This window comes from Marinobacter sp. OP 3.4, from assembly GCF_036224885.1.
Classification (GTDB): Bacteria; Pseudomonadota; Gammaproteobacteria; order Pseudomonadales; family Oleiphilaceae; genus Marinobacter.
Genome location: NZ_JAVVLT010000015.1, coordinates 79,112 through 92,026 on the forward strand (window position 1 = coordinate 79,112; position 12,915 = coordinate 92,026).

At 60.3% G+C, this 12,915-nt stretch carries 11 protein-coding genes; 6 read left to right on the forward strand and 5 right to left on the reverse strand.

What is annotated here, in order from left to right:
- Positions 1-20: 20 nt before the first annotated feature.
- The 3 genes from RO069_RS02685 to RO069_RS02695 all read right to left on the reverse strand — a co-directional run bounded on the left by RO069_RS02685 (position 21) and on the right by RO069_RS02695 (position 4,513).
- On the reverse strand, positions 21-2,006 hold the full coding sequence (locus RO069_RS02685) for a hypothetical protein (protein ID WP_328185197.1): 1,986 nt from the start codon (positions 2,004-2,006) through the stop codon (positions 21-23).
- Between the two features lie 142 nt (positions 2,007-2,148).
- A complete protein-coding gene (locus RO069_RS02690; protein WP_328185198.1) occupies positions 2,149-3,237 on the reverse strand; it encodes a M48 family metallopeptidase in 1,089 nt (362 codons plus the stop codon).
- Entirely contained in the window at positions 3,212-4,513 is a 1,302-nt protein-coding gene (locus RO069_RS02695; protein ID WP_328185199.1) for a YjgN family protein, read from the reverse strand. Before RO069_RS02695 ends, RO069_RS02690 begins: the two co-directional genes overlap by 26 nt.
- A gap of 483 nt (positions 4,514-4,996) precedes the next feature.
- On the opposite strand from RO069_RS02695, the gene RO069_RS02700 reads away from it, so the two are divergent.
- From RO069_RS02700 to RO069_RS02715, 4 genes are read left to right on the forward strand one after another with little or no spacing between them, the layout of a single operon-like run.
- Positions 4,997-5,878 carry a dentin sialophosphoprotein gene (locus tag RO069_RS02700; RefSeq protein ID WP_328185200.1) on the forward strand — a complete coding sequence of 294 codons (882 nt, stop codon included), beginning with the start codon at positions 4,997-4,999 and terminating at the stop codon, positions 5,876-5,878.
- A 50-nt stretch (positions 5,879-5,928) separates the two neighbouring features.
- Entirely contained in the window at positions 5,929-6,282 is a 354-nt protein-coding gene (locus RO069_RS02705) for a hypothetical protein (RefSeq protein WP_328185201.1), read from the forward strand.
- A gap of 13 nt (positions 6,283-6,295) precedes the next feature.
- Entirely contained in the window at positions 6,296-6,988 is a 693-nt protein-coding gene (locus RO069_RS02710; RefSeq protein ID WP_328185202.1) for a C39 family peptidase, read from the forward strand.
- A 2-nt stretch (positions 6,989-6,990) separates the two neighbouring features.
- The gene (locus tag RO069_RS02715) at positions 6,991-7,497 is read left to right on the forward strand and encodes a hypothetical protein (RefSeq protein ID WP_328185203.1); all 507 of its coding nucleotides are present in this window, start codon (positions 6,991-6,993) and stop codon (positions 7,495-7,497) included.
- A 104-nt stretch (positions 7,498-7,601) separates the two neighbouring features.
- Here the strand turns inward: RO069_RS02715 and RO069_RS02720 are convergent, their stop codons facing one another.
- Together RO069_RS02720 and RO069_RS02725 are read right to left on the reverse strand one after the other, a co-directional pair.
- Positions 7,602-8,663, reverse strand: a complete 1,062-nt coding sequence (locus RO069_RS02720) for a transporter (protein ID WP_328185204.1) — start codon at positions 8,661-8,663, stop codon at positions 7,602-7,604.
- A 9-nt stretch (positions 8,664-8,672) separates the two neighbouring features.
- Positions 8,673-10,067 (reverse strand): sigma-54 dependent transcriptional regulator, encoded by a 1,395-nt coding sequence (locus tag RO069_RS02725; protein WP_328185205.1) that lies wholly within the window; start codon positions 10,065-10,067, stop codon positions 8,673-8,675.
- Positions 10,068-10,382: 315 nt separating this feature from the next.
- On the opposite strand from RO069_RS02725, the gene senA reads away from it, so the two are divergent.
- Together senA and RO069_RS02735 are read left to right on the forward strand one after the other, a co-directional pair.
- Complete coding sequence (gene senA, locus RO069_RS02730; protein ID WP_328185206.1) at positions 10,383-11,744, forward strand: selenoneine synthase SenA; 1,362 nt, start codon at positions 10,383-10,385, stop codon at positions 11,742-11,744.
- Between the two features lie 27 nt (positions 11,745-11,771).
- A complete protein-coding gene (locus RO069_RS02735) occupies positions 11,772-12,512 on the forward strand; it encodes a putative 4-mercaptohistidine N1-methyltransferase (protein WP_328185207.1) in 741 nt (246 codons plus the stop codon).
- The last annotated feature ends 403 nt before the right edge of the window (positions 12,513-12,915 follow it).

Here is a 12,915-nt window from a genome sequence, read left to right on the forward strand (position 1 = left end):
GAGGCCCCGGGCGGGTTGGGTCAGGGCAGTTCCACGAGAACCATCAGACCCAGTTCCGATGGATCGGCACTGCCGCTGCCATCCTCATCGTAGGAGGTGCGGAAGATACCGATGTTGCCGTCGTGGTTGAGGTAACCTTCGGCCAGGGTGACGCCGGCCCCTTCGCCATCATTGATGGTAATGGACGTGGCGCCGTTGCTGGCAACATCCACCGACAGGTCACTGGGTGCCAGGTTTTCGGTGGTTTTCTCAATGACGTCCGCCAGTCCTTCCGGTTTTTCCGCCCGCTCGATGTTCAGGTCGAGGCTGGGCGTGGCACTGCCATCGAAGCTCAGGGTAGAGTCGAATCGGCTACGGGCCAGGGTCAGGCCATAGGTGTCGTACATCTCAACGGCGAGGAACTTGACGCGGTAGCTGCGACCGGCCAGATCCGGCGCGCCATCGGTGGGCAGCCGCACCATCAGCGTATTGGAAATTTCCGCGTAACTGCCGTTCTCGCCGTCAAACTCGCCACCCAGGACAATGTCAAAATCCTCATTGACGAACACGTTTGATGCTTCGCCGCCGATGGTGTCGACGCTGCCGTCGGGCTGGACAGTAAAGGGGACCCCCGTCTCATCGGCGCTGGCGTTGCTGGAGAAGGTCGTGGTGCTGCCAGAACGGCTCAGGCCCATGTATTGCTCGGAACCGATATCAATCGTGCTGTCGCTGTTGAAGGTGATTTCGTTGTGCTCGTTCTCTACCTCGTAGACGTTGTTCTCGAAATAGGTTCCCAGATAAACCCGGCCAAACGTGCCGGTCATATCGGAAGCTGCCGCTGACTCGGGCTGGCGAACGAATGTTTCAAGAGAGTAGAGAATCTCGTTGCCGTCTTTCTGATCAGGGTCGACAGCGCCGGATTCGTCGGTCAGGTAACGCACCACCGGGTCGCTTGCCACCATGAAGAACGCGGCGGTGTTGGGGGCCTTCTGAAAGCGCAGCACACCCGGCGGGTAGCGGAAGCCGAACTCGCCATCACCGGAAATCTCCTCCTCGAACGGAAACTCCAGATAGAGCTCACCGGTGTTGAGATACTCGGCGTTGAAGCTTTCGTTATCGCCGGTATCGGGCAGATCTTCCCAGTAGTTGAGGAAGGCGTTGGTATCCTGTCCGCTGATTTGCGCCTCGGCGGAGGCCCGGGAATTCTCGGTGATGGTGACTACGCCGTTACCCTGATCACTGAACGTGAAATTGTCGCCGAACACTTCGGCGTCGAAGAAGCCGCTGTCCATGTCGACGTCATCACCGATACCGAACTCAATGGCATTGCTGCGCCAGTCGCCAGCGATTTCGGTGACATCGGCGGTGTCACTGGTAATCCGGTCTACCTGGCCATCCACGAACTCACCGATTTCCTGATCCAGCCTGTCCAGCATGCTTGACAGGTCTGCCGTGGCAGCGATGTCGAACTCCTCGGCTTTACCCCGGAGTGTGAGCACACTGTCAGTATTCAGGGTGTCGAGTTCGGTACCATTCTCGATGAATCGCTGCAGGACGTATTCCGAAAGAGGATTGATATCCACGTCCTGTTCAACTACCTGGGATCGCATTTCGGCGTTGGCGCCCTGGATGCGGACCACCAGGTTTCCCGCCAGACTGACGCCTGCCGGAATATTCAGTGTGTAGTCGCCGGTAATGCTGGTGGTGGCTGTGGCCAGTACTTCGCCTGTCTGGTCCCCATTGTTGTCGACCCTGATCAGCTCGACGTCGGCACCTTCAACCGGGTCGAGGCCTGTGACGGCGGCCGCAGCCGGCGGAATCAGGAAGTTCATGGCTATTTCGAGGGATGATGGTTGGCGCAGTTGCGCCACGCTTCCCGCAGGCGCTTCAGCGGTACCGGAGATCGTTGTCGCTTCCGCATCATCGCCGGTGTCTGAAGAAGAGGAGCTGGATGACCCGCCGCAGCCGGTCAGTACGAGTGCTGAAGATGCAGCCAGTGCCAGCATCCAGTGTTTCATGGGGTCCATGGTGATCTCCTGTCTTGTTTTCAGTGTTCTGCAGGAGTCAGCTTCCCGGAAAAAAACATGGGGAGAATCCCCAACATAGGGGATCAAGCGTAAAGAAATGTAAAAGAGTGTGGGCGGTGACTATGACCGCATAGATCGCTTATCACCGCTGTCCTGCGTTACGGAACCGCTCAATCCGTTCAGCGGTCAGCGGGTGGGTGGAGAACAGGCCCTCCAGGTGTTGTCCCAGGCCACCGTTGTCTTCGTCGGTGGGCTCGTCAACTCCGGCGTGGGGATCGGACTCCCGGAACGGATTATCCAGCCGGGTCATCAGATTCACGAAGGCCATCGGGTCCAGGTCGTTGTCCTGGATGACCTGCAGGGCGTAGTCGTCGGCCTCCCGTTCCATGTCCCGGGAGTAGGCCAGGTTCATCATCACGGCGGGCAGGCCCACGGAGGCGTCGGAGACGGCCGACAGGTCGCCGGTCATCAGGACCATGATCCAGGCGCTCAGGGACGATTGTACGATGCGCTGCATACCGTGCCGGTGGACCACATGGCCCATCTCATGGGCGAGGACGGTGATCAGTTCCTGGTCGTTCTCGGCCAGCTCGACGATACCGTCCGTGAATACCAGGGTGCCGTTCGGCAGGGCGAAGGCATTGGCACCGAAACCGTTGCGGAACAGGACCCTGAATTGATAGTCCGGCTCGGTGGCCAGTATTGGCTGGAAGGCCTCACGAAGCGCCTGCCGTCGCTCCTCGGGCAGGGTGGAGGGTTCCAGGGCGAACTCATCCAGTTGCGCCATGGTGCCGTCTGACAGGGCCGTCACGGTGGATGGTGGCAGGGCCTGGGCGACGGTACGGGCGGCCAGGGGAATGCCATGGGTGAAGGTGAGGATGGTCAGCAGCACCGTGACCGCCGTGGCAAACAGGATCAGCCCGATATGGTTTTCAAGCTGGTGTACCAGCCGTGCTATCAGCCCCTGGTGGAAATACCCGGCAATGGCGTCGATGCCGTCATTGTCCGGGGTCTCGAACACCTGGTTGTCCGGGAGATAGACGTAGCGGGGGGCATTGCCGACCCGGGGGGCGATACGCATCTCATACCATTCAAGGTCCTGGGAGGTCGTACCGCTCTCCAGGGCGAGCCGGTCCGCCCGACGGATCAGGCGGGCCGGGAAACCCTGGGAGGAATGGCCGGTATAGAGGCGTCCCTCGACCACCTCAGACCGGGAGGAAGCTTCCGACATCGAAAGCCTCTCCCATCTCGTCGCCCAGGGCATTGGTGTGTTGTGCTTCGGCGGCGACGAAGTTGTCCAGGTTGCCCTGGATCGCCATATGGGTCTGGGACGCCCGGTAGCTGGCGAGGCGGACCTTGGCCCAGGGGATGAACAGCCCCAGGGTCAGGGCGGTCAGGATGCTGTTGCTGACGATCAGCCAGACCATCCGGCCGGGTTCCAGCTCTGAACTGAAACCGTGGGACTGCAGTTCCGCGTGGTTCATCAGCAGGTTGGTCATGCCCGCCTGGAAGTAGCCGAACAGGGCCAGGTAGCCGGCCATCATCACCAGGAAGGTCAGGACCGGGTGGATGACACTGCCGGCAACGGCGGCGGCGATCCCGAAGGCAATGATCAGCAGCAGTGCCTTGCCGAAGAAGCGGTAGTAGGTACCGTCGGTGCCCGTCCAGCTAAAGGCCGCGGTGCCGTAGCGGGCGTTCTCCACCATGAACTTGTGCATCCTGCGGGCCGCCATGGGCGCCAGCAGGCCGAGGGTGAGCAGTGTCAGTAGCGGCCATACGAACAGCACCATGAAGGCCTGTCCGTAGGTGCCCTGGAAGTCGAACCGGATGTTGCGATAGGCACTGTTGATGGCGTGGAACTTGAGGCCCCGGACCACCATCCAGGGCATGGCAATCAGCAGGAGCAGGACCAGCAGCAGGCCGGCAATCGGGAACAGTTCCGTGATGAGGGTGTAGATCACCAGGGCGACAAAGGCGACGATCCGCCCCTTGAGGATGGCGATGGGGCTGGCCAGATACTGGAAGCTGGCTCCCTCCAGTTCCGTGTTGCCGTAGAAATACTGGTTGTTGCGGACCTTGGCCCAGGCGGAATAGATGCCCAGGGTCACCACGGTCAGCAGGATATTGACGATCCAGACACCAAAGTATTCCTTGCCGGTGCCATGGAAACGGAAGCCGGAGGTATGGATTTCGGTGCCGTCCGGGCCGGAAGCCTGGTCAGCCCGGTTGACCGGCGGCCTGGGCGGCTGGCCGGAGGATGCCGGCGCCCTGGTGGTCATGGGCACCATCTCGGCGATGACCCCGGCCTCACGCAGGCGGCTGACATACTTCTCGGCCTGGCCCTGGTCGATACCGGATTTCATGACCACCGGCTGGCCACTGAACAACTGGTTGATCCGGGCGTCCGGAATCCGGAACAGGGACTGGACATTGGCCCGCGCCGTGGCTTCATCCACACCGTCGGCGGTGCGCCCCTCGAAAACGATCTTGTACTGTTGGTCTGACATGGCATTCCCTTGCTGGCAGGTTGGCAACACAATGGCTCATCGGAACCATTACAGCCTGTTCATATTAACCCATATTTATTCTTGTCCTGTGATGGGGTGCACACTTTACTGATGTTCCCTGGTTTTTGTCTGGATGCGGAGCCGCGGCCGGTGCCGGGAGCGTCTGACAGGGCCCCATGTATAGATTCTTTACAGTGCCTGTCCGGCGTCAGGTTCATGAATTGTCTTGGGAAACGGTTCTTTGGCGCTTTCTGGCGTAGAAACCTGTTTCAGGGATGAAACAGAATGGCCGACAGGTTTCCATCGATTTCCCCGCCCAATGGGAAAATTCGTCGATAAAACAAGCCATTATTTCCTATTCCCGGATCTGGCACAGAAATCGCTCCACCACAACTGAGGGCCTGGTGTGTGGTGTATTGGTAAGCGCCCCGGTGTCGGAGGCCCCAAGCAGGTAACAACCAACTGTGTAGAGGGATCGATATCATGAATACCAAGAAGAGCTTGTTGGCCGTGGCCATTGCCCTGGGACTGGGAGTTTCCGGTTTTGCCTATGGGGACCAGGGAGGCGACGGTAATCCAAACACCAACGCGGATGACACATCTACCGCCAATAACGGCTATTCCGGCAATACCGACTCCGGTAATGACAATTCGGATAATTCCGACAACAGTACCGATGTCGCCGATTCGTTCAAGATCGCCGACAGCGGCAATGACATGTCGGATAATTCGGACAACTCCGATAATTCCGATAACTCCGATAATTCCGATAACTCCGATAATTCGGACAATTCCGACAACAGCACTGACGTGACTGACTCGTTCAAGATCGCGGACAGTGGCAACGACATGTCGGATAATTCGGACAACTCCGATAATTCCGATAACTCCGATAATTCGGACAATTCCGATAACAGCACCAATGTCAGCGATTCATTCAAAGTCGCCGATAGCGGAAACGACAACTCGGACAACTCGGACAATTCGGATAACTCCGACAGTTCCGACAACAGCACCAATGTCAGTGATTCCTTCAATATCTCTGACAGTGGCAACAGTGACAGTTCGGATAATTCCACCAACGCCACGGATTCCTACAACTCTGACAGTAGCACCAACACGCTGAACCTGAGCGTCAGCGCGTTCCTGAACAATGCAGAGTTGGACGGCAGTGTCTCCGGTGTCACCACTACCTATGGCAACGCCAACGGTGGCGGGTCTTACACCAGCGTCAGCAACCATAATGAGATCTCTGGTGGTTCTGCCAACTTCACCGGTGTCGGTGCCTTTGCCCAGAACGTCGGCACAGGAAGCGTGACCCAGGCGAATGTCAGCGTCATGTCGAACCTGTCCACCGGCAACTAGGGAAGAGGGGGCCGCTGCTGAAGTGGCGGCCCCTTTTCAGGAGAAGCGCCATGGGTAAAGTCATCAGTCGGATTTCGCAGGCTGCGGTCTCGCTGTTTTTGCTGGCTGGAGTGCCGCTGGCACTGGCGGATGAGCCGTGGATGAACACCTCCGCACTGACGGATGATCAACTGGCCGCAGAGAGCGGGCGCCAGGGCGTGTCCATGCAGTGGCAGACAAATAATACCGAGCAGAACGGCACCGTTGCCAACAATGTGCTGACCGGCGATGTGGTTACCGGCGACAACCACCTGTCCGACCAGGCGTTCGGGCAGATGAGCGGGATTGCCACGGTGATCCAGAACACCGGTAACCAGGTGGTGATCCAGGACAGCACCCAGATCAACATACTCATCAATCAGTAGGGGGAGGTGGGGCATGGGCAGGCTGGCAGCACTGATAACCGTCATTATGTGCAGCCTGTCCTGGCCTCAGGTCCAGGCTGGTTCGGTGAGTGTACCCGCTATCGGCGGGCATCTTTCCATCCCGGTGGACAGTTTCCAGGAGAAACGCTTCGACCAGGTGATACGCCAGCAGTATGACTTCAGCTGCGGGTCCGCGGCCGTGGCGTCCCTGTTGTCCCACCACTACGGCCATCCGGTGTCGGAGCAGGAGGTGTTCCGCTCCATGTTTGCCGTCGCGGACGAAGAGAAGGTCCGTCGCGAAGGGTTCTCCATGCTGGACATGAAGCGTTACCTGGAGATGGAGGGTTTCCTGGCGGACGGCTTCCGCATGCCCCTGGCGGACTTGCGGGAACAGGTGCGGCTGCCGGTTATCGTATTGCTCAATGTCCATGGCTTCCGTCATTTCGTGGTGATCAAGGGGATCAGTGACCGGGAAGTGCTGGTGGGTGACCCGGCGAGGGGCCTCAAGGCCTACAGCCGACACCAGTTCGACGAGTACTGGGATGGCACGGCCTTTGTGATCCGCAGTCACCTGCAACAGGGGCGTGCCTCGTTCCTGGGGGACGGCGACTGGCCGGATCTGGCCAGGGCGCCGGTGGAACGGGGGTTCCGGGAGTTGCCCGGTGCCCATACCTTGCCTTACTGGCCTTCATCGAGGGAGTGGTGACCATGGACCTGAAACAATGGTGCTGGCTGCTGGTTGCCGGAGTGGTGCTACCCGCCTCGGCCTGGTCCGCGGACCGGCTGCCGGAGGAAGGGGCCCTGTTCGGGGTCCCCCTGGCGGACGAGGAACTGGACCAGCTGCGCGGCGGATTTCTCCAGGACGGCCTGGAAATCGCCATCGGACTGGACCAGATTGTGTCGATTGATGGCCAGGAGATGATCGTCAACCGGCTGACCATCCCCAACCTGAACCAGCAGATGCGGGGGCGTGGCGTCGATCATACCGTGGAGACGGTGGTTCAGATCCTGAAACCGGATTCGTCCGGTGGGTCACGGGTGGCCACCAACCTTGGCAACGGTACGGATGGCTGGACAACCGTCATCCAGAACACTCTCAATGACACGGTGATCCAGAATATCCACCAGCTCAATATCGAACTGAACAACCTGGGCGACAGGTACAGGGTACCCCAGCACCTGGGGGATCACCTGAACCACTTCCTGAGCCGCTGAGAGCCTTGATAGCCGCGTTGCGCCGGCTCGATTTGGCACCACCAAACCTTCGCCACCCCGCCTTGCTCTCAAGGCTCTCAGTGGCTCCGTCATCTGGCCGCGCCTCAGAGGTTGATGGGCAGGCGCAGGGTGATCTCGGCGTTGGGCGCGTTTTCCGTGACCCCAACACTGACCGTCGTGCTCAGGGTGGTGTCCGTGGTCAGCCGCTGGGACAGCCCGAACGTCAGTGACCCCACGTGGACCCGGTCGAAGCGGGCATCCAGCAGACTGTTATCCACTTCATAGTCGGCGTCCTCGATAATCGAATGGTCGTACCCCAGGCTGAAGGAGGTGCGCTCGTTGAAGGCGAACCCCATGCCGAAGCCGAAGCGGATCACGTCCCCGGGGTCGATGGTGCCGCCGTTTTCCGGCTCCTCGTCCTCCTCCATGGTCCAGACGTAGCTCAGGTTACCGAACAGTACCGCCGGGTCGGTGGGATAGATAAACGAAAAACCCGGCTCCACGGCCCAGTAGCCCGAGCCGGTCGGACGCTCCCTGAGTTCCACCCCGATCGGGTTGCCGTCGCTGTCACGGACAATCCGCTGGGGAACGTCATAGGGACCTTCCCCCGTTGGTGCCTTGACCCGCAGGCTGCCGATGATATAGGGCCAGCCATCAAGGCCGTCGTTGAGCTGGTAACGGGCGGACACCTCGACGTCCCCCAGCCCCTCACCGGAGGATTCCCGGACCGTGTCCACCGGTGTGCCCTCGAACACCTCCCGCTCCCTCAGGTCTTCGTTGATGATCAGGTAGGGAACCCGCACACCCGCCTCGAACCGGCTGGTGAAGCCATATTTCATGGACACGGCTCCGGTCAGGATATCCCGCTGTACTTCCGAGATATTGATCAGCCCCACCAATAGTGCGGGTATCACCGTGTAACCCTCGACGGCCACCACGGTGGAATTGCTGTGGGCATAGGACAATGACGGCTCCAGGGTCACCCGCCCCGGTGAGGTGACAATGCCCCGGTCGTAGGTGATGGAGGCGACATCGGAGGCCTGCTCGGCGGCAACCCGCCGGGCATCCTCGCCCACGGTGGTTTCCTGCGGTTCCTCCTGGCTCAGGGCCACGGCGGGTAGCAGGCCCAGGGTCATGAAAAGAGACACCTGTTTTAGTGTATGCATGACGGTTCCTTACCGACGGCTGTAACGTCCGGTAGTGGGGGGTGTGTGGATGGTGTCCGACGCTGACGCCTGATACTTGTCGATCAGGCGATAGAGGGACGCCCGGGAAATCCGCAGCAGCCGTGCCGCGGCGGAAACATTCTGGCGCGACAGGGCCAGGCTGCAATGGAGGGCCTGCCGTTCCGCCCGTTCCCGGAACCGGGCCAGGCTGAGATCGTGCTGGTCATGGACATCGTCCGAGACGTCATGAAATGCCAGGTCCATGGGCTCGATCCGGGCATTCCCGCTAAGTAGCAGGGCTTGGCGCAGACGGTTCTGCAACTCGCGCAGGTTACCCGGCCAGGAATGGGCCATCAGTTGCTGGATGGCGGCAGGGCTGAGATGCTTTGAGGGCAGGTTCGGTGGCAGGCGTGCCAGTAACTGTTCCGCCAGCAGTGGTATGTCTTCCGGGCGCTCTTTCAATCGGGGCAGCCTTACTGACATCTCTCCGAGCCTGAAGAGCACATCAATACGGAAGCGGCCCTGGTGTACCAGTTCCGGCAGGGCGGTGGAGGCGGTGGCAATAATCCGGACACGGACCTGTCTGGGATTGTTGGAGCCCACCCGCTCCACGATCCCCTCCTGGAGGAACCGCAACAGTGACGACTGCTGTTGCAGGGACAGTTCATCGATGCCGAGAAGCAGCAAGCTGCCTCCATCCGCCGTTTCAAGACGACCAACCCGGGGTTCCGTGGCGTTGGTGAAGGCACCCTTTTCATGGCCGAACAGCTCGCTCTGGGTCAGGGAAGAGGGCAGGGCGGCGCAATTGATGACCACCAGCGGTCCATGGCGAACCAGCGAGTGATCGTGTACAAAGCGGGCGGCGGCTTCCTTGCCGGTGCCACTGTCGCCGTATATCAACACCGGTTCCGACGTCCGTGCGAAGCTCTTGAGCCGTGCGGTGGCCTGGCGTATGGCCTCCGATACCCCGGTCAGGGCAATCTGCTGGTAGTCGTTGCGGGAGGTCTGTGGAATATCCTGCCGCAGTTGAGCCATGCCCCAGAAATGTCCGACGGCCAGGGCCAGCCGGTCCCAGTCGATGGGCACTGTGTGGTAGTCGGAGCAGTGGAGTGAGGTGAGGTAGCCCAGGTGTGGGTTGGCGGCCGGCGGTCCGGGCAGGATGCCGATCCAGAACGTTGTGCCGGACTGGGCGATCCAGCGTTCGAGGAAGGGGGCGCCGGTGTCCTGCGGGTAATCGCTCAAGTCCAGAATGCCGACATGGCTGTGGTGTCGTTGCGGTAGGCCAGACGGCGGCCTGGCCGTATAGTCCAGTTGATGCACCTGCCACCGGGAGGTCAGTGTGGCCGGTGGTACGACACGGTTGTCACCTGCGGTCAGCCAGGTCAGGGCGCGTCTTGTTGTCATGGTTGGCGTCTTCGGTCCGTGATGCCATGGCCCGGCTGGCCATTGTTATTGGTGGATACCGGACAACGTCTGACCCGACAGGAGTGGCCTGGGCGTCGGGTCGATGCCGGAGACAAACAGGTTACGTGCCACCTTTTGAGAACTGCTTCTCGCTTAATGTGTTAAGTTGGTCACAAAGATGACGTTGGTTGCGGCGTGTAAAATAACTGGACAGTCAGCAGGGCATTTCCGTGCAAAAATCGGCGTTACCGCTCACGCACGGGGTGCCACAGTCGCCTAAACTGGAGACACTGATATCATTGAAAGAGAGGGAGCATGACGGTAACTGGCATCGCCCGGAAAGATGAACTTCTGGGGCTTCTGGAAGAGACCCGTGAGCGAACCCTGGCGCTGGTGGATACCCTGGGTGATGACCAGCTCCAGGTGCCCTACCACCCCGGCGTGAACCCACCGCTCTGGGAGATGGGGCACTCATCCTTCTTCTACGAGGTATTTGTCCTCAACCTGCTGGACGGCACCCCGAGCTATGATCCGTCCATGGACGACCTGTGGGATTCCTTCCACATCGATCACCGGGATCGCTGGAGCCGGGAACTCTTCCCCGGGCGGGAGCAGACGCGCAACTACATGCTCACCATCTATGACCGCATTGCCCGGCGCATCCGGGAGCAGCCGCTGGATGAACAGGCGCTCTACCTCTACCGCTATGCCATCTACCACCAGCACATGCACATCGAATCCATGACCTGGTGCCGGCAGACCGTGGGTTATCCCGCGCCGCCGGCGGTCACGGATCCCCGCTCCGACAGCTTGTCAGGCCGTTGCGAGTCCCTGGGGGACGCGGAGATTCCCGCGGGTACCTGGCGGATCGGTATGCCCGGCGAGTCGGAGGTGTTTGCCCGTGAGGACTTTGCCTTCGACGGCGAGAAACCCCGCCATGACGTGACCCTGGACGCCTTTCGGATTGCCCGCAGCCCGGTGAGCAACGGCCAGTTCCTGGAGTTCGTGGAGGACGGCGGCTACCGCCGTCCGGAACTCTGGTCCTTTGGCGGTCGCAAGTGGCTGCAGACGGAAGTGGATGTGGCGCTGGTGCATGGTGAGTCCGAGCCGGTCATGCAAGCGCCCCGGCATCCGCTTTACTGGCGGTGGCACGATGGCCAGTGGCAACAGCGCCTGTTCGACCACTGGTGCCCCCTGGACCCGAACGCCCCGGTCATCCATATTTCCTACTGGGAGGCGGAAGCCTGGTGCCACTGGGCCGGTCGCCGCCTGCCCACGGAAGCGGAGTGGGAAGTGGCCGCCCTGGGCAACCGCCCCGGTGAACCCTTCCGCCGGTTCCCCTGGGGCAACGAACCACCCACACCGGAGCGGGCGGATATGGACGCCACCGGCATGGGCCGGCAATCGGTGAGCGCCCTGCCGGCGGGGGAAAGCCCGTTTGGCTGTCGCCAGATGATCGGCACCGCCTGGGAGTGGACCAGTGATCAGTTCCTGCCCTACGACGGGTTCCGGGTGGACATGTATCCGTTTATGTCTACGCTCCAGTTTGGGGACCACAAGGTCACCCGGGGCGGAGGTTGCGCCACGTCATCCATGCTGATCCGTGGCACCTACCGACAGGCCTATCTGCCCCAGCGCAACGATGTCTACACCGGGTTCCGCACCTGTGCGGTGTGATACCCGAGCAACCCGGAGGGTTCGCCCATGAGTGTCTACGAAACCGACGAATTGCTGGGGCAGTACCTGGCCTTCCATTACGGCGACAGCCATTTCGGCGTCGGTAACTATCCGGCCCGGTGCGCGAGCACCTGCCTGGAGGTCATGGCGGGCCGGGACAAGAACCGGGCCCTGGACCTGGGCTGCGCTGTCGGTCGCACCAGTTTTGAACTGACCCGTATCTTTGACGAGGTGGTGGCACTGGATCTGTCACAGCGGTTTATCGATGCCGCCAACACCCTGAAGACTCATGGTCAGGTGGAGTATTTCCTGCGGGCGCAGGGGGAGCTGGGGGAAACGGCGGTGGCGAGCCTGGAGGCCCACAACCTAGCCAAGCATGCGGACCGGGCGACCTTCGAGGTGGCGGATGCCTGTAACCTGGGACCGGCGTACCGTGGTTTCGATCTGGTCTTCGCCGGCAACCTGATCGACCGCCTGCAGGACCCCGGGGCTTTCCTGTCCGGTGTGCATCAACTGTTGAATGACAGGGGGGTACTGGTAATCAGCTCCCCGTATACACTGCTGGAGGAATTCACCCCCCGGACGAAATGGATAGGCGGCTTCCAGCGCAATGGTCAGCCGTTCACAGTGCTCGATGGCATGAAGGAGATCCTGGCGCCCCACTTTGAGCTGATGCGGGACCCGGTGGATGTTCCCTTTGTGATCCCCGAAACGGCCCGGAAGTATCAGCATACTATTGCTGAATTAACGGCCTGGCAGAGGAAGTAGATCGCCATTGCTCATTGGTTATGAGGAGTAGTCATGGAAGGGGATGGAGGTGGATTTCCATATTATTCAGGGGTAGATGGAGTGCATTGCCCTCGATGCGGGCTTTATTATCCATCTAAATATTCTGAGTGTCTTCATTGTGCCGAATTGAGTGATGTAGAAGCCAGAGAGTATGGCGAACAGTTTCGTAATGAGGTGAATCACACGAGCAGACCATTAGCGAAATTTTTTTTATGGTCAGTAGTTGCCGTGTTGATGCTTATGATCATCATCGTGACAGGCTCATAACAATACACAGCACCTGACGCCACATGCGTGGCGCAGGTGTGTTACGCGATAGGGGGCTCCCTAGTGTGCCGTTCGGTTAATTCGCTGACTCATATTGGTTATAATGAGGCTATCG